This window comes from Streptomyces sp. NPDC002701, from assembly GCF_042889045.1.
Classification (GTDB): domain Bacteria; phylum Actinomycetota; class Actinomycetes; order Streptomycetales; family Streptomycetaceae; genus Streptomyces.
This window is the reverse complement of record NZ_JBIAQL010000021.1, coordinates 1-16,108: the sequence shown is the minus strand read 5'-3', so window position 1 is coordinate 16,108 and position 16,108 is coordinate 1. Positions and strand designations below refer to the sequence as shown.

The window sequence follows — 16,108 nt, the reverse complement described above, 5'->3', positions numbered from 1 at the left end:
CTCCGAAGTAACCAGCGGAGTCCGGACAAAACGCTCCTCACGGGGGTGGGCCGTACTCCGGACGGCGGGTGGGGCCGTACCGGTCGAGGGCGTCCTCCAGGGCGGCCAGCACGGCGGGCGGCAGATCGCCCTTCTGGCCCCACACGATGATCAGCTCCGCGATGTTCCGCAGCTTGATGTTCGTGTGCTGCGACACCTCCCGCAGTACGCACCATCCCTGCTCCGGTGTCACCCGGCCGAACGCGACCATCATGCCGATCGCCTGGTCCACGACCGCATGGGACGTCACGGCCACCTTGAGCCGGCCGATCTCCTCCTGCAGTTCGACGATCCGGGGTGACTCCTCCCCGGACGGGGCGTGCCCGTGCGGGCCGCCGCCGGGCTCGTCGGTACCCGAACCCACGTCTGACGTCATTCGTCCCCTCCGGGGTAGCGGCACACGGTCCGTGGCGTCGTCCCCCGACCGGACTCCACGCTCGCAACCCATCGTCCGCACTCCGCCGCACGCGTGCCAGCGCACGGCCAGCCGGACCGGCCGCTGTCACGCAGGGTGCCGAAACGTCACGGATTGCGAAGGATGGGCGTCGGGCGCAGGGTGGAGACGCCAGTCCACCCTCGTTCGAAGGACGGAACACGATGAGCAAGGCGAAGAGCAAGGCCAAGCAAATGAAGGGCAAGATGAAGGAGACCGCCGGCCGGGTCATGGACGACAAGTCCATGGAGGGCGAGGGCGTCGGCGAGCAGATGGCCGGCCGGGCCAAGGAGGTCACCGCCAAGACCTCCCAGCGGGGGAAGAAGACGGCCGGCCGCTGAGCACGGCGCCCCTCCACGGCACGCCCCCGGAACGGTCATCGTGGCCTCCCACGACCGCCGGGGGCGTTCCCGTGTCCGCGTGCGGGGCGCCTGTGACGGGCGAGGTGTGGAGGAGTGATCCAGGGGCACTCGGTGGCTGGAAAGACGTGCCCGACCAGGCGTTCGGCGGCCGAGTGCACCTGACCCCGCACCCGCGAGGGCGCACGGACAGAGGACTACCTTCATGGCTTTTCTCGTCGACCCGTCACGCCCTCCGGGACCGGTGGTGGCGCCGCCGGGCGTCTACGCACCGCAGGCCGACACCTTCCTTCTCGCCCGGGCCCTCTACCGTGAGGGGCCCGCCCCCGGCATGGACGTCCTCGACCTCGGGACCGGCACCGGAACCCTGGCGATCTGCGCGGCGCGCAAAGGCGCCCGTGTCACGGCGGTCGACATCGCCTGGCGGGCCGTGCTCACCGCCCGCCTGAACGCCTGGCGGGCGAGGCAGCGCCTCACCGTCCACCGCGGTGACCTGCTCGAACCGGTCCGGGGCCGCTCCTTCGACATGGTCATCAGCAATCCGCCGTACGTGCCCACGCCGCCCTCGGAGCCGGCGACCGGCCGGGGCCGCGAGCGGGCCTGGAACGCCGGACTCGACGGGCGCGCGGTCCTGGACCGCATCTGTTCCGAGGCACCGCACGTCCTGCGCCCCGGTGGCGTCCTGCTCATCGCCCAGTCGGCCCTGAGCGGCACCGAGGAGACCCTCGGGCGGCTGGCCGACGCGGGCCTGACGGCCACGGTCAGCGACCGGGCGTACATCCCGTTCGGGCCCGTGCTCCGCTCCCGGCTGCCCTGGCTCAGGGAATCCGGCCGGCTCGCGGCGCGCGAGGCGAACGAGGAACTGGTGATCGTCCGGGCCCAGCGGGACTGACCGCGGCCCCGGACCGCCGGGTACGCGCCCGACGGTCCGGGGCGGCCGTCCGGGCGGGTCGTCTCACACCGGACGTTCGCGGACGACGTCGCGGGCCTGACGGTCGTGACGCAACCCGAGGAATCGCGGATGGCGGAGCATGCCGTCCCGTGTCCACTCGGTGAACGCGATCTGCGCGACCAGCACCGGCTCGGCCCAGCGTGCGCCCGTCTCGCGCACCCGGTCGGCGAACGGGGAGGCGGGGAGGGCGAGTTGGTCCAGGGCCCCGCGCAGCGCGAGGAGCGTACGGCGGTCGAAGCCCGTACCCACCCTGCCCGCGTACCGCAGCCTGTCACCGTCGTAGTGGCCGACGAGGAGGGCACCGAACCCGGCGCGGCTGCCGCCCGGTTCCGTGCAGCCGCCGATCACGAACTCCTGCTCCAGGGAGCACTTCAGCTTGAGCCAGTCGGCCGAACGGCGTGGCTGGTAAGGGCTGGTGGCCCGCTTCGCGATGAGCCCCTCCCAGCCCCGGGCGCAGGCGTCGGCCAGCAGCTCGGGACCGCCCTCGTTGCGGTGGGTCGTCATCCGCAGGGGCGTCCGGTACGTCAGGGCGCGTCGCAGCAGTGACTTGCGGGTGCGCAACGGCAGCCGTGCCGGGTCCGCGCCCTCCAGCCTCAGCAGGTCGAAGAGGTGGTACGTCACGACGACCTTGCTCGCCTCGACGTCCCGGCGGCGGGTGAGCCCCATCCGCTGCTGGAGCAGGCCGAAGTCGGTACGGCCGTCCGCGAAGGCGACGATCTCCCCGTCCACGGTGAAGTCCGCGCACGACTGCGCGGCGAGCGCGTCGACGATCTCCGGGTACGTGTCGTTGAGCCGGTTGCCCGTGCGGGAGAGCAGCAGAACCTGCCCGCCCTCGCGCACCGCCAGCGCGCGGATGCCGTCGAGCTTCCGCTCGAAGAGCCACTCACCGGGGAAGTCGCGCCGGTCGCTGAGGGTGGCGAGCATCGGCCGGGAGGCCAGCTCGACGCCGGGCGCCGCGGCACGGAGCAGCCGCCGGTGGTCCTCGGGCAGGGAGCCCAGGAGGTCGGTCATGGCCGCCCACTCCTCACCGCTCGTCGTCGCGTGCGTCCTCTCCCCGCCGTAGGAATCGTCCCGCAGGCCACAGGAGCCCGCGACCGCACACCCCGGCGACCGCCGAGACCGTCGGCGTGCCCGTCACGCCGACCGCATCGACGTCCCGAAATCGTCCTGACGTCGTTCTCCTCCCCGGGAGCGCACATGGACAGCACCCCGAACGGCCCCGCCCCGACCGGACCCGGCAGACGGCAGCTCCTCTCCCTCGCCACCGCGGACGGCACCGCCCTGCGGACGGGCGGAGCCGCTGGGTAGCGTGGGCACCTCGACCGACGCTACGGAGGCCACCACATGACCCGCCCGATCACCGTGGGAGCAGACGGCTCCGCCGAATCCCTGGCCGCCGTGCACTGGGCGGCCAGGGAAGCGGTACGCCGCTCGCTGCCGCTGCGCATCGTGCACGCCCGGGAGAAGTCCGACGCCGAGGACCGCGCGGCGGACGCCCAGGAGGCCCTGGTGCGCACCGCGGACGAGGCCGGCGGACGCCACCCCGGCCTGACGGTGACCACGGACCTCCTTGACGGCGGTCCGGTCGAGGCGCTGACCGCCGCGGCCGCGGAGTCCGACACGCTGGTGCTCGGCTCGCGCGGCCACGGAGCGATCGTCGGCTTCCTGCTCGGTTCCGTCGGCCAGCAGGTCATCGCCGCGGCGACCCGGCCCGTCGTTCTCGTGCGCGCCCAGGACCGCGCCGAGACGGAGGCGGCCGGCCGCGAGATCGTCGTCGGACAGCAGGGCGGCCCGGAGGACAGCGCGGCCGCCCTGGAGTTCGCCTTCGAGGCGGCGGCGGCACGCGGCGCCGCCCTGCGCGTGGTACGCGCCTGGGCCCTGCCCACCGTCTTCACCTACAGCCCGGGTTCACTGGCGCTCGCCGACGAGGCGGGTGGCCTGGAGCCGTACGAGAAGAAGGCGCTCGAGCTGGCGCTGCAGCCCTGGCTGGAGCGGTACCCCGACGTGAAGGTGACCCAGCAGGTCGAGATGGGCAGCGCGGGGGAGGTGCTGCTCTCGGTGGCGGCACGGGCCCAGCTGATGGTGGTCGGCCGGCGTGCCCATCGCTCGGCCGTGGGCTCACGGATCGGTTCGGTGGCCCACGCCGTCGTCCATCACGCGCCCTCGCCGGTCGCGGTCGTCCCGCCGGCCTGACCGGCCTCCTCGGCGGCGCCCGTCGGGGGCGACAGCGTGTCCCGCACCGTGGGCAGGATGTTCGTGACGTAGTCCTCGACGACGGTGTCCAGATCGATGTCGTGCTGGGCCCGCTCGGACAGGTACCAGCGGTGTTCGAGGAGCTCGTGGTAGAGCTCGGCCGGATCCATGGAACCGCGCAGATCCAGCGGTATGGCCCGCACGGTGGGACGGAAGACGTCCCGGACCCACCGGTGGGCCAGCACCTCGGGCCGGGCTCCCAGCGGATCGCCGGGCGCGTGGTCCTCCTGGGTGGCCATCCAGCTCTCCAGGTCGTTCAGCAGCCGCCGCGCCTGGTTCTCCTCGGTGTCGAGGCCGGTCAGGCGCAGCAGCTGACGCTGGTGGTGCCCGGCGTCGACGACCTTCGGCACGAACGTGACCGTGTCGCCGTTGGAGGAGTGGGCGATCTGCATCTCGGCGACGTCGAAGCCGAGATCGTTGAGGCGCCGGATGCGGCGGTCGATGTAGTGGTGCTTGCCCGCCGGGTACACCGACGTCCGGGTGAGCTCCCGCCACAGCCCTTCGTAACGCCGGCAGATCTCCCTGCCGAACTCGATCGGGTCCACCGACGGGTGCAGCGCGCCCGATGCCTCCAGGTCCAGCAGCTCCCCGCTGATGTTGACGCGCGCCAGATCGAGGTCGTACTCCCGCTGACCCGGGCTCAGCCGGGGATGCACCTCGCCGGTCTCGGCGTCGACGAGATACGCGGCGTACGCCCCGGCGTCCCTGCGGAACAGCGTGTTGGACAGCGAGCAGTCCCCCCAGGCGAACCCCGCGAGGTGCAGCCGGACCAGCAGCACGGCCAGCGCGTCCATCAGGCGGTGCATGGTCGCGGGCCGCATGGTCGTCTCGAACATCGACCGGTAGGGCATCGAGCCGCCCAGATGACGGGTGATGAGGACGGACTCCAGCGGCTCACCGGCCTCGTCGGTGCGGCCGGTGACCACGGCGAGCGGATCCACGGCCGGGATGCCGAGCCGGTCGAGACGGCGCAGCAGCTCGTACTCGCGCAGGGCGGGCCGTTCGGCCAGTTCCTTGACCGCCACGACCTCGGCGCCGGCGCGCGCGTACCGCACCACGTGCCGGGAGATGCCCCGCGGCAGCGGCACCAGGTGGTGCTCCGGCCACTGCTCCAGGGGCAGCTGCCAGGGCAGGTCGAGCAGGAGCGCGGGATGCTCCGGATTCGTGGCGCTGATCTGCAATGCCATCGCTCGCTTCGCCCTGCCTCGATGTCGTCCGTCATGTCGCAGGAGCATCTCCGCACCTGGACGGCCCCTTAGTCAACACGGTGGTCCGAAATGTCCGCGAGCGGCAGGCGTCCCGGGAAAGCGGGACCGGCCCCGAATACCGGAAGAAGGAATGCGCAAACAGCCGATGTCGAACCCGGAAATGAAGGAGCGGTGAATTGCAAAGGGGTTTCACCGGACTCGCGGAGCTCACCGGCCCGGCTCGAACACGCCGCCCCGCGCCCGCCGCCCGGACCACCCGGAGCCGCCCCGGCCGCCCCGGCCGTGGGACGTGATGTGCAGCACCCCCGGGCGACGGCGGTGACCCCTGGGAGGCGGGTTCTGGCTGCGCACGGCTTGATCGGCGATCACGCGCGGCAAAATCCCTGGCCAAAGCCCATTCCGCTCATTTGACACCCCGTCGCCCGCACAGATAGGAAGCAGCCCTCTGAGGTCGAGAGGTGGACCGTGTACGAACCGAATGTGGTCGGGGACTGGCAGGAGTACGAGGACGAGCATGCCGGCCTGCGCGTTCGCGTACACGCTCTGGAGAAGACCGAGCCGTCGCGCGGGCGGGACGACGCGGCCGAGGGCCTGGTCTACTTCCGATTCCGGGTGACCGTCGAAAACCGGTCGATGGAACACTTCGGCATTCATCTCGAGGACGGCCAGCTCGACATCCGTACCGGAACCGACGGTGAGAGCGCGTTTCTGGACTGGCGCAACTCGCAGTTCATCGAGGGCTTCGACGTCTATCCGCTGCGCCGCGTCACCTCCGTCCTGTACGCGGCGGCCCCGGAGAGCTGCCTGTCCCTGGTGGACATCCAGGTGCAGTTGAAGGTCGACGACGAGTGGACCGAGCGCTACCTCTGGTCGGGCGGCATCGGCCCGCACGACTCGTCCGTCGGGGTCGGCGCCCGCCCCGACTCCGCCATGGACAGTCTCGCCGCCCAGGTGAGCAGCTTCCTGGAACGGGAGACGGGGTCCGGCCCGGCGTCCTGAGGCTCCCGACCCCGTGCAGTCGCCGGCTGCCGAAGCCCTGCGGGCGGCCCGCTCAGCCGCCCCGGTGGCCGCCCGGGGACGCCAGGGGTTCCAGGGCCTCCGCGGCCTCCGCCGCGACGGCTCCGGCGACGGCCGCCAGGGCCGGGAAGTCGAGCTTCCACTGTTGCCAGAACAGCGGAACGTCGATCCGCCGGTCCGGCGCCAGACGCACGAGCCGCCCCGCCCGGAGCAGGGGAGCCGCCTGCACCTCGGGGACCATGCCCCAGCCCATGCCGGCGGCGACGGCCTCGACGAAGCCCTCGGAGGTCGGCACGAGATGCCGGGCCGCGCTCGCGCCGCGACGGCCACGCGTGGTGCCGGAGCCGCCGAGGAGGGTGCGGCAGTACGCGTCCTGGAGATCGTCCCGCCGGTCGAAGGTCACCACGGGCGCGTCGGCGACGGCCTCCTCCGCCGCAGTGCCGGGCCGCCCGCGCAGCCACCGCCCGGCGAAGGCGGGGCTCGCCACCGGGACGTACCGCATACGGCCCAGACCGCGGACGGAACAGCCGGCCACCGCGTCCGGTGACGAGGTGACGGCCGCCATCACGAGCCCCTCGCGCAGCAGCGTGGCGGTGTGGTCCTGGTCCTCGCGGCGCAGCTCGTAGCAGAGCGGCGGCTCGGCGGGCACGCGCGAGAGGGCGGGCAGGAACCAGGTCGCCAGTGAGTCGGCGTTGACCGCGATCGACAGCCGTGTCGGCTCCTCGGCGCCGGACATGCCCAGCTCGGCCCGGGTGTCGCGGTCGAGCCGGGCCACCTGGCGCGCGAAGCGCACGACGGCCTCGCCGGACTCGGTCGGCCTGACCGGCTTCGTCCGCATCAACAGCACGCGCCCCGTGCGCTGTTCGAGGGCCTTGACCCGCTGGCTCACCGCGGACGGTGTCACGTGCAGCACGGCGGCCGCCGCGTCGAAGGTGCCCTCGTCCACGACGGTCAGCAGGGTCCGTACCTGGTCGAGGGGAAGTTCTGACATCACGGTGGCTAAGGATACGTAAGAATCTTTAGCTGTACTTCTTCCCGGTCCGCTTCCTAGCGTGGACGCCGTGAACAATGCTCTGGCCGCCACGGCCGCCGGTTTCGGCACCGGCCTCTCCCTGATCGTCGCCATCGGCGCGCAGAACGCGTTCGTCCTGCGCCAGGGAGTGCGCCGGGACGCCGTCCTCGCGGTGGTGGGCATCTGCGCCCTGTCCGACGCGGCGCTCATCACGCTGGGGGTCGCGGGCGTCGGCGCCGTGGTGGTGGCCTGGCCCTCGGTACTCACCGCGGTCGCGCTGATCGGCGGCCTCTTCCTGATCGGGTACGGCTGCCTCGCCGCCCGCCGGGTCCTGCGGCCCTCGGCCCTGACGCCGGAGGGCATGACGACCGGGGCCGTGGGGACGACGACAGGAACAGCTTCGGCGGCGGGGGCGGGGGGATCGCGACGGCGGGCCGTGCTCACCTGCCTGGCGATGACCTGGCTGAACCCACACGTCTACCTGGACACCGTGTTCCTGCTCGGTTCCCTCGCGGCCGACCGGGGGCCCCTGCGCTGGACCTTCGGTCTCGGCGCGGTGACCGCCAGCCTCGTCTGGTTCGCCGCGCTCGGCTTCGGCGCCCGGCTGCTCAGCCCTCTGCTGGCCCGGCCCTCGGCATGGCGGGTGCTGGACGCGCTGATCGCCGCGACGATGATCGTGCTCGGTGTCACGCTGATCGCCGGGGCGTGAGCGTCTTCGCCGCCGCGGGCCGGCGGAGGTCCGGGCCGTCGCCGCGATCCCCGTGCTCCCCGAGGTCCCCGTGATCTCCCAGGTCGCTGTGATCCCCGTGCTCCCGGTGCTGCCTGTAATCCCCGCGGCCCCCGCGGCCCCCGCGGCCCCCGCGGTGCACGACCGCGACGGCCAGCAGGCCGAGCGCGAGTCCTGCCACCGTCTGCGTCCCGAAGTGTTCGCCGAACATCAGCGCACCCCACACCGCCGTGACGGGGGCCATCAGGAACATCAGGGTGTTGACCTTGGTGACTCCGGACCGCCGCAGGATCAGCCAGTACAGCCCGTAGCCGCCGAACGTGGACAGCACCACGAGCCACACCACGGCGGTCCAGAAGGAGCGGTCCGCCGGGGGCGCCAGACCTCCGGTGGCGGCGGCCAGTGCCGTGAACACGGCGGCACTGGTGACGGTGTGGACCGTCATGGACACCATCGGACGGACGTCCGCGCGGGAGCGGCGGTCCAGGAAGGTCGCCGCGACCAGGCACAGCATGCCGAGGAACGGCACGAGGTACGCCCACCATGCGACGCCCGTCGCGGCGCCCGCGTCGGCCGCGGTGACGACGGCGACACCCGCCACGCCCAGCCCCAGGCCGAGCCACTGCGTCCGCGACACCGCCACGCCCAGCAGCGGCCCCGCCAGTGCTCCGGCGACCAGTGGCTGCGTGCCGTCGATCAGTGCCGTCGTCCCGCTGGAGACGCCCAGTTCTATCGCGTAGTAGACGGTGAGGAGGTAGCCGCTCTGCGACAGCGCCCCGACGGCGGTCTGGCGGAGCAGATCACGCGGTCCCAGTCCGCGCCAGGAGGCCCGGGTGACGGTCAGGGCGACGACGCCGAGGACCAGGGCCAGTGGCAGGAAGCGCCACATGAGGAGCGTGACGGTGGACGCGCTGCCCGCCCCGAGTTTGGCTCCGATGAAACCGGAGCTCCAGGTCCCCACGAACGCGACCGACAGAAGGATGTTCACGACACCGCTCACCTCCAGAGGTGGATGATCGACCCGAAAAGTAGACCGATCTGTATACCCGTGATGTCGAGTATACAGATCGGTCTACTATGGAGGGATGAGCACTGCGGACACGCCCCACCGAGTAGCGATGACCCCCGCGGCCCGACGTGCCCTGGCGGCGGCCGGGCGCCTGTTCTACGAGCGGGGGATCCACGCGGTCGGTGTCGATCTGATCGCCGCGGAGGCGGGCGTCACCAAGAAGACGCTCTACGACCGCTTCGGCTCCAAGGAGCAGCTCGTCGTCGAGTACCTCGCCGACCGCGACGAGCGCTGGCGCGCCTGCCTGGCCGCTCGTCTCGACGTCTGCGCGTCGCCGCGGGAGCGCGTGCTGACCGTCTTCGACGTCTCGCACGAGTGGATGGACGCGAACAGCCCGAGGGGCTGCAGCATGGTCAACGCCCACGCGGAGATCGTCGATCCGGCCCACCCGGCGTACGCGATCATCATCGGCCAGAAGCGGTGGATGCTCACGCTGTTCACCGATCTCGTGCGCCCGCTCGCACCCGCCACCGCCGACTTCCTGGGCCGGACCCTGATGCTGCTGCACGAGGGTGCCCTCGTCGCGTTCGGCCTGCGCGTCTTCCCCGGGGCGCTGGAGCAGGCCCGCGAGCAGGCGGAGCTGCTGCTCGCCCAGGCCGTCGGTCCGGGTTCCGGGAACTGACCGGCGGGCTGCCTGCCGTCCACGGACCGACCCACCGCGCCGCGATCCGTCCGCATCGGCGATAGTGAACCCGAATCGAAAGATGTATCGAGCAACCAGGACGGGCGTGGACACCAGCAAGGGCAGTGCGGACGACAGCGCGGAGCGGCACGCGAAGGACGCGGGGCCGGCGGTCGCGGCCGACACGGCGGGCCCCGCGGACCCGGCGGTCCCGGCCAAAGACGCGGACCTGGCCGGAGCCGCGGAGCCGGCCGGCCCGGCAGACCCGGTCGGCCCGGCCGGTCCGAGGAGGAGCGGGTGGCGCCGGTGGGCCATGGACACCCGGCCGCTGCGCCGGCCCGCCTACCGCCGCCTCTGGTCCTCGACCATCGTCACCGCCGTGGGCAGCCAGCTCACCGCCGTCGCCGTACCCAAGCAGATCTACGACATCACCGGGTCCTCGGCCTGGGTCGGCTACGCGAGCTTCGCGGGTCTGCTCCCCCTCGTCGTCTTCGCCCTCTGGGGCGGCGCGATCGCGGACAGCGTGGACCGGCGCAAACTCCTCCTCGTCACCAACACCGGCATAGCCGTCACCTCCCTGCTCTTCTGGATTCAGGCGATCACCGGACTCGGTTCGGTCGCCGTCCTCATGGTGCTGCTCGCGCTCCAGCAGGCGTTCTTCGGCCTCAACTCCCCGGCCCGCCAGGCATCCATCGCCCGGCTCGTGCCCAAGGAGGAGCTGGCCGCGGCGAACGCCCTCGGCTCGACCGTCATGCAGACCGGCCTGGTCGCGGGACCGCTGCTCGCCGGCGCCCTCATCCCCGTGGTGGGCCTCGCCGAGCTCTACCTGATCGACGCCCTGGCCCTGTGCGCCACGGTGTGGGCCGTCCACCGGCTCCCCGCGCTGCCACCGCTCGCCACCGCCACGGCGGCAGCCGGCCGGGCGGGGCTACGGGGGATCGTGGAGGGCTTCCGCTACATCTCGCTGCACCAGGTGCTGCTGCTGTCCTTCCTCGCCGACATCATCGCCATGGTCCTCGGCATGCCCCGGGCGCTCTTCCCGGAACTCGCCGCACAGACGTACGCGCCCTACGGCGAGGGCCTGGCGCTCGGACTGCTGTTCGCGGCGATCCCCATCGGCGCGGTGCTCGGCGGACTCCTGTCGGGCACCTTTTCCCGGGCGCGCCGGCACGGCCTCATGGTGATCGTCTCGGTGATCGCCTGGGGGGTGGCCGTCACCGGCTTCGGGCTGAGCGCCAACCTCTGGGTGGCCGTGGCGTTCCTCGCCGCCGCCGGAGTCGCCGACATGGTCTCCATGGTCTTCCGCGGGGCCATCCTCCTCTCGGCCGTCACCGACGAACTCAGGGGCCGGATGCAGGGCGTCTTCACCGTCGTCGTCGCCGGCGGCCCGCGCCTGGCCGACGTGCTGCACGGCACCGCCGGATCGGCGCTCGGTGCCCGTACTGCCGTCGTGGGCGGCGGCCTGCTCGTCGTCCTGTCCATGCTGGTGCTGGCCACGACGATGCCGGCGCTGCGCCGCTACAGCGTGAGCGCCTGACTGCGGCCGAGCGCGCTCAGTTCTCCAGGGCCCCCGCGGCCTGCGCGATCAGCTCCTGCAGGTGGAGGCCGCGGCGGGCGCTCAGCTCGCCGGACTCTCCCGTGCGGACCGCGGTGGCGAAGGCACGGCGCAGTACCGGCCAGCACAGGTCGTGGTCGAGGTCCGCGGCGTCGTACACGAGCCCGGGCCCGGGCCCGAAGAGCTCGACCCGCATGATCCCCGGGTTCACGCCGACCGACCCGGACAGCGACGCCTGGCTGACCGCACCGCTCTCGTGCTCGCAGGTCAGCTCGACCCACCGGCGGGGGTCCCCGGTGCCGCGGACCCGCACGACGGGCCCCACGGCTGCGTCCAGCAGGTCCAGGACATGGGGCCCGATGTCCAGCAGCGCGCCGTGTTCCAGCCGCCAGGGAGTCGCGAAGTCACCGCCGAGGAAGGCGCCGCTCAGACCGCACGAACGGGCCCCCGACACCTCGATGGTCCGTGCGGCCCGCAGGAACTCCTGGGCGACGGGGTGGTAGCGGTTGGTGAGGACGACCTGGGAGACGACGCCCGCCTCGTCGATCGCGTCGACGAGCCGCCGCGCGGACGGCACGTCCAGCCCGATCGGCTTCTCCAGCAGCAGCGCCTTGCCCGCCTTGGCCGCGCGGGCCGCGAGGTCCGCCTGGATGTCCGGCGGCACCGCGAAGGCCACCGCCTCGCACCGGTCGAGCAGCTCCTCGAAACGCGGCACGGCGACGGCCCCGTAAGGCGCCGCCGTCTCCTGCGCCGCTTCCGGGCGGCGCGCCCACACCGCCGTCAGTTCCGTCTCGGGTCCGGCGGCGAGCACGGGCGCGTGCACCCCACGCGCCCAGGGGCCGGCGCCGACCAGGCCGACCTTGACGGGGGAGTGGGGCCAGGGGGACACGATGTCGGGCACGGAAGTCCAATCTGCGCTGCGGGATCGATGCCGGAAGCGGCGACCGTACAACGAACAGCCTGGAAGGGACGTGCCCGACGACCCCCTGCGCCCGGTCTCGCGGAAATCCGGCCTACGCCGGCCGCAGCCACACCGTCGCCAGCGGTGGCAGGGTGATCCGCACACTGGCCGCCCACCCCTGCCACCCCTCCTCGTCGGCCCTGACGGCGCCGTCGGTACCGACCCCGCTGCCGCCGAAACACAGCGCGTCGGTGTTGAGGACCTCACGCCAGGCGGGCACGTTGTCCGGCACCCCGAGCCGGTACTCGTGCCGCACCACGGGAGAGAAGTTGGAGACGGACAGCAGCGGCTTCCCGTCCGCCGCGAAGCGCAGGAACGCGAAGACGTTGTCCTCCGCCGCGTCCCCGGCCACCCACGCGAACCCGGCGGGAGAGGCGTCCCGCTCCCAGAGCGCGCGTGTGGCCCGGTACTGGCTGTTCAGCTCGCGGACGAGATCGCGTACACCCCGGTGGTCCGCCTCGGCGCCGTACGCCGGATCCAGCAGCCCCCAGTCGGGACCGTGCGCCTCCGACCACTCGGCGCCCTGCGCGAACTCCTGCCCCATGAAGAGGAGCTGCTTGCCGGGGTGGGCCCACATGAAGCCCAGATAGGCGCGATGGTTCGCGCGCCGCTGCCACCAGTCGCCGGGCATCTTCGACACCAGCGCCTGCTTGCCGTGCACGACCTCGTCGTGCGAGATCGGCAGGACGTAGTTCTCGCTGTACGCGTACACCATCGCGAAGGTCATCTCGTTGTGGTGGTACTTGCGGTGCACGGGTTCGTGACGGATGTACTCCAGCGTGTCGTGCATCCAGCCCATGTTCCACTTCAGCCCGAAACCGAGACCGCCGGAGTCGGTGGAACGGGTCACGCCGTCCCAGGCGGTCGACTCCTCCGCGATGGTCACGATCCCCGGCACCCGCCGGTACAGCGTCGCGTTCATCTCCTGGAGGAACGCCATCGCGTCGAGGTCCTCCCGGCCACCGAAGGCGTTGGGCGCCCACTGGCCCTCCTCGCGCGAGTAGTCGAGGTACAGCATCGAGGCGACCGCGTCGACCCGCAGCCCGTCGATGTGGAACTCCTCGCACCAGTACACGGCGTTGGCGACGAGGAAGTTGCGCACCTCCACCCGCCCGAAGTCGAACTCGTAGGTGCCCCAGTCGGGATGCTCGGCACGCCGGTCGTCCCCGGGCTCGTACAGCGGATCCCCGTCGAAGCGGGCCAGCGCCCAGTCGTCCTTGGGGAAGTGCGCGGGCACCCAGTCCATGATCACGCCGATGCCGGCCCGGTGCAGCGCGTCGACGAGGTACCTGAAGTCGTCGGGGCTGCCCAGACGGGAGGTGGGCGCGTAGAAACCGGTGATCTGATAGCCCCAGGAACCGCCGAAGGGATGCTCGGCGACCGGCATCAGCTCGACGTGCGTGAAGCCCAGGTCGCTGACGTACGCGGGCAGCACCTCGGCCAGTTGACGGTACGTCAGGCCCGGCCGCCAGGACGCGAGGTGGACCTCGTACACCGAGAACGGGGCGATGTGCACCGGTGTGTCGCCGCGATGGGCCAGCCAGTGCGCGTCACCCCACTCGTAGTGCGAGGCCGTGACGACGGACGCCGTGTCCGGCGGCACCTCGGTGCGGCGCGCCATCGGGTCCGCCTTGAGGAACCGGCCGCCGTGACGGGAGGTGATCTCGAACTTGTACCGCGCGCCCTCACCCACCCCGGGCAGGAACAGCTCCCACACCCCGGCCGCGCCCAGCGAGCGCATCGGGAACTGCGTGCCGTCCCAGAAGGTGAAGTCCCCGGCGACCCGCACCCCCCGCGCGTTCGGCGCCCACACCGTGAAACGGGTGCCCGCCACCCCCTGGTGCGTCATCGGCTCGGCCCCCAGCGCCCGCCACAGCTCCTCGTGGCGGCCCTCGCGGACGAGATGCAGATCGAGCTCGCCCAGCGCCGGCAGGAAGCGGTACGGGTCCTCCACCTCCAGCTCGACCGCACCCGCGTACCTGACCAGCAGCCGGTACTCGGGCACAGAGTCCAGCGGCAGCACTCCGGAGAACAGACCGTCGCCCTCACTGTCCAGCACCATCCGCAGCCCGTCGGGCAGCGACACCGCCACGGACTCGGCGAACGGCCGCAGCGCGCGGACGACGACGCCCTCCGGCACCGGATGCGCCCCGAGCAGGCTGTGCGGATCGTGATGGGTCCCCGACAGCAGCCGCTCCCGGTCCGTCACCTCCAGCGAGGACACCGGCTGTCGTCCGCCGGGCTCGCCCGGCCCGGCCGCGGACGGACCGGCCCGGGCCACTCGGACGTCCTTGGACGGCGGCGGGGTCAGGGGGACGGAGATATTGCGGGCTGCCACGGTTTCAGCCTCCTTGAGCGCTGTGGAAAGAGGGGACCGGCGTGTGCGGACCGCCGGATGACGCGGGGTCGTGCTCGGCCAGGCGGGCGATCGCCGCCATCGGCACGGGCAGCCAGTCGGGCCGGTGCCGTGCCTCGTACAGGGCCTCGTACACGGCCCGGTCCGTCTCGTACGCGCGCAGCAACTCGGGCTGCGCGCGCGGGTCCCACCGCGCCTGGGCGGCGTACCCGGCGCAGTAGGCGTCCCGGCTGCGGCGTGCCCACTCCGGACGCCACGGGTGACGGCTGCGGGCGGCGTAGTCGAAGGACCGCAGCATGCCCGCGACATCGCGTACGGGGGACTGCGGCTGCCGGCGTTCGGCGATGGGGCGGGCCGGTTCGCCCTCGAAGTCGATGACGAACCACCGCTCCCGGGCCCGCAGCACCTGACCGAGGTGCAGGTCGCCGTGGATCCGCTGCACCGGACGGCCGGAGTCGAGCACGGCGAGTTCGTCGAAGGCGCCGCGCAGGCCGTCCACGTAGGGCAGCAGCTCCGGCACCGACCGGCTCGTCGCGTCCAGCCGTTCGGTCATCGCGGCCGCCAGCCGTCTGCTCCCGTGTCCGGCCGGCGCGCCCGGGGCGAACGCCGCGGCCAGTGCGAGATGCACCTCGGCGGTCGCCCGCCCCAGTTCGTACGCCTCGTCCCGGAAGTCCCGTCCGGCGCTGAGCGCTTCGAGACCCAGGGTCCACCCGTCGACGGCGTCCGGCAGGAACGGCTGGAGCACGCCCAGCGTCGCCACCTGCGGCTGTGACGTCCGGAACCACGCCACGGGGGCGGGGACCCGGGTGCACCCCTGGCGGGCCAGCGCCCAGGGCACCTCCAGGTCCGGGTTGATGCCGGGCTGGACCCGCCGGAAGACCTTGAGGATGTACGCGTCCCCGTACACCACCGAGGTGTTGGACTGCTCGGCGTCGAGGAGGCGCGGTGTCAGTCCGGCGGGGAGGGACACCTTCGCGTCCCGCTCGAACCGCAGGGGGCCCGCCGTGCCCGGGGTGCGCAGCCGCTCCAGGAGCAGGTCGGCCGACCGCGGCTCCTGGAGGGCGTCGTACACCGTCAGACCGGCCAGCGGCCCCTCGCAGGCCCGTCCGATACGGGCGTGGGCCAGCCGAGGGGGCAGGACGTCCCCGACACCGAGGAGCAGCTGGTAGCAGTCCCCGGGCTGCGAGAGGGAGGCGCCCGGCCCGGTGCTGACCAGCAGATGCAGGCATGCCGGGTGCAGCTCGGTCACCGAGAGGAGGGAGAGTTCCGTGACCCGCCGGCCCTTGCCCGCGAACCAGCGCTGCTCGGGCAGCCACGTCCTGAGGAGGTCGGCGAGCGATGTCAGCAGATGAGCCGGACTGTGGCCGCTGGGGCGGGGTGAGATGACCTTGCGCATGACGACCCGTCCTTTCAGGAGCACACCGTCAATCGGCGTCTGGTGAGCGGTGCGGCGTCCTTTCGGAGTCGGAACCAGTAGAAGCCGTGGCCGGCGAGGGTGAGGAGGTAGGGCAGTTCGCCGATGGCGGGGAAGCGGACGCCGCCGAT

General features: G+C 72.4%; 15 protein-coding genes. 7 read left to right on the top strand and 8 right to left on the bottom strand.

Features of this window, described 5'->3' with window-relative positions; genetic code table 11:
- Positions 1–37 precede the first annotated feature (37 nt).
- A complete protein-coding gene (locus ACFYXC_RS34270) occupies positions 38–415 on the bottom strand; it encodes an ANTAR domain-containing protein (protein ID WP_388910736.1) in 378 nt (125 codons plus the stop codon).
- Between the two features lie 221 nt (positions 416–636).
- Between ACFYXC_RS34270 and ACFYXC_RS34265 the strand changes: the two genes are divergently transcribed.
- A complete protein-coding gene (locus ACFYXC_RS34265; protein WP_388910739.1) occupies positions 637–813 on the top strand; it encodes a CsbD family protein in 177 nt (58 codons plus the stop codon).
- 223 nt (positions 814–1,036) lie between these two features.
- Positions 1,037–1,723: a HemK2/MTQ2 family protein methyltransferase gene (locus ACFYXC_RS34260; RefSeq protein ID WP_389556163.1), complete on the top strand. Its 687-nt coding sequence runs from the start codon at positions 1,037–1,039 to the stop codon at positions 1,721–1,723.
- A gap of 63 nt (positions 1,724–1,786) precedes the next feature.
- On the opposite strand, the gene ligD is transcribed toward ACFYXC_RS34260, so the two are convergent.
- Complete coding sequence (gene ligD, locus ACFYXC_RS34255; protein ID WP_388910745.1) at positions 1,787–2,794, bottom strand: non-homologous end-joining DNA ligase; 1,008 nt, start codon at positions 2,792–2,794, stop codon at positions 1,787–1,789.
- A 333-nt stretch (positions 2,795–3,127) separates the two neighbouring features.
- On the opposite strand from ligD, the gene ACFYXC_RS34250 reads away from it, so the two are divergent.
- Positions 3,128–3,976, top strand: a complete 849-nt coding sequence (locus ACFYXC_RS34250) for a universal stress protein (RefSeq protein WP_389556161.1) — start codon at positions 3,128–3,130, stop codon at positions 3,974–3,976.
- Here the strand turns inward: ACFYXC_RS34250 and ACFYXC_RS34245 are convergent.
- On the bottom strand, positions 3,937–5,223 hold the full coding sequence (locus ACFYXC_RS34245; protein WP_388910751.1) for a DUF4032 domain-containing protein: 1,287 nt from the start codon (positions 5,221–5,223) through the stop codon (positions 3,937–3,939). The genes ACFYXC_RS34250 and ACFYXC_RS34245 overlap by 40 nt on opposite strands.
- Positions 5,224–5,709: 486 nt before the next feature.
- Between ACFYXC_RS34245 and ACFYXC_RS34240 the strand changes: the two genes are divergently transcribed.
- Positions 5,710–6,243, top strand: a complete 534-nt coding sequence (locus tag ACFYXC_RS34240) for a hypothetical protein (RefSeq protein WP_389556159.1) — start codon at positions 5,710–5,712, stop codon at positions 6,241–6,243.
- Positions 6,244–6,295: 52 nt separating this feature from the next.
- Here the strand turns inward: ACFYXC_RS34240 and ACFYXC_RS34235 are convergent, their stop codons facing one another.
- Positions 6,296–7,255: a LysR family transcriptional regulator ArgP gene (locus ACFYXC_RS34235; RefSeq protein WP_389556157.1), complete on the bottom strand. Its 960-nt coding sequence runs from the start codon at positions 7,253–7,255 to the stop codon at positions 6,296–6,298.
- A gap of 67 nt (positions 7,256–7,322) precedes the next feature.
- Between ACFYXC_RS34235 and ACFYXC_RS34230 the strand changes: the two genes are divergently transcribed.
- Positions 7,323–7,982, top strand: coding sequence for a LysE/ArgO family amino acid transporter (locus ACFYXC_RS34230; RefSeq protein WP_389556154.1), 660 nt, complete (start codon positions 7,323–7,325; stop codon positions 7,980–7,982).
- On the opposite strand, the gene ACFYXC_RS34225 is transcribed toward ACFYXC_RS34230, so the two are convergent.
- Positions 7,960–8,988 (bottom strand): DMT family transporter, encoded by a 1,029-nt coding sequence (locus ACFYXC_RS34225; protein WP_389556152.1) that lies wholly within the window; start codon positions 8,986–8,988, stop codon positions 7,960–7,962. The two genes, ACFYXC_RS34230 and ACFYXC_RS34225, sit on opposite strands and share 23 nt — an antisense overlap.
- 97 nt (positions 8,989–9,085) lie before the next feature.
- Here ACFYXC_RS34225 and ACFYXC_RS34220 point away from each other — a divergent pair, with 97 nt between their 5' ends.
- Together ACFYXC_RS34220 and ACFYXC_RS34215 are read left to right on the top strand one after the other, a co-directional pair.
- Entirely contained in the window at positions 9,086–9,691 is a 606-nt protein-coding gene (locus ACFYXC_RS34220) for a TetR/AcrR family transcriptional regulator (protein ID WP_389556150.1), read from the top strand.
- A gap of 82 nt (positions 9,692–9,773) precedes the next feature.
- Positions 9,774–11,228, top strand: a complete 1,455-nt coding sequence (locus ACFYXC_RS34215) for an MFS transporter (RefSeq protein ID WP_389556146.1) — start codon at positions 9,774–9,776, stop codon at positions 11,226–11,228.
- A 16-nt stretch (positions 11,229–11,244) separates the two neighbouring features.
- Here ACFYXC_RS34215 and ACFYXC_RS34210 read toward each other — a convergent pair whose 3' ends face one another.
- The 3 genes from ACFYXC_RS34210 to ACFYXC_RS34200 all read right to left on the bottom strand — a co-directional run bounded on the left by ACFYXC_RS34210 (position 11,245) and on the right by ACFYXC_RS34200 (position 15,959).
- A complete protein-coding gene (locus tag ACFYXC_RS34210; protein ID WP_389556144.1) occupies positions 11,245–12,147 on the bottom strand; it encodes a Gfo/Idh/MocA family protein in 903 nt (300 codons plus the stop codon).
- Between the two features lie 112 nt (positions 12,148–12,259).
- Positions 12,260–14,545, bottom strand: coding sequence for a 1,4-alpha-glucan branching enzyme (gene glgB, locus ACFYXC_RS34205; RefSeq protein ID WP_389556142.1), 2,286 nt, complete (start codon positions 14,543–14,545; stop codon positions 12,260–12,262).
- A gap of 4 nt (positions 14,546–14,549) precedes the next feature.
- The gene (locus ACFYXC_RS34200; RefSeq protein ID WP_389556140.1) at positions 14,550–15,959 is read right to left on the bottom strand and encodes a maltokinase; all 1,410 of its coding nucleotides are present in this window, start codon (positions 15,957–15,959) and stop codon (positions 14,550–14,552) included.
- Positions 15,960–16,108: the final 149 nt, after the last annotated feature.

What these genes read in the sequence shown, in the direction of transcription:
- ACFYXC_RS34245 (WP_388910751.1), bottom strand. Translation starts at nt 5,223, where the DNA reads ATGGCATTGCAGATCAGCGCCACGAATCCGGAGCATCCCGCGCTCCTG.
- ACFYXC_RS34265 (WP_388910739.1), top strand. Translation starts at nt 637, where the DNA reads ATGAGCAAGGCGAAGAGCAAGGCCAAGCAAATGAAGGGCAAGATGAAG.
- ACFYXC_RS34260 (WP_389556163.1), top strand. Translation starts at nt 1,037, where the DNA reads ATGGCTTTTCTCGTCGACCCGTCACGCCCTCCGGGACCGGTGGTGGCG.
- ACFYXC_RS34200 (WP_389556140.1), bottom strand. Translation starts at nt 15,959, where the DNA reads ATGCGCAAGGTCATCTCACCCCGCCCCAGCGGCCACAGTCCGGCTCAT.
- ACFYXC_RS34270 (WP_388910736.1), bottom strand. Translation starts at nt 415, where the DNA reads ATGACGTCAGACGTGGGTTCGGGTACCGACGAGCCCGGCGGCGGCCCG.
- ACFYXC_RS34215 (WP_389556146.1), top strand. Translation starts at nt 9,774, where the DNA reads ATGTATCGAGCAACCAGGACGGGCGTGGACACCAGCAAGGGCAGTGCG.
- ACFYXC_RS34250 (WP_389556161.1), top strand. Translation starts at nt 3,128, where the DNA reads ATGACCCGCCCGATCACCGTGGGAGCAGACGGCTCCGCCGAATCCCTG.
- ACFYXC_RS34220 (WP_389556150.1), top strand. Translation starts at nt 9,086, where the DNA reads ATGAGCACTGCGGACACGCCCCACCGAGTAGCGATGACCCCCGCGGCC.
- ligD (WP_388910745.1), bottom strand. Translation starts at nt 2,794, where the DNA reads ATGACCGACCTCCTGGGCTCCCTGCCCGAGGACCACCGGCGGCTGCTC.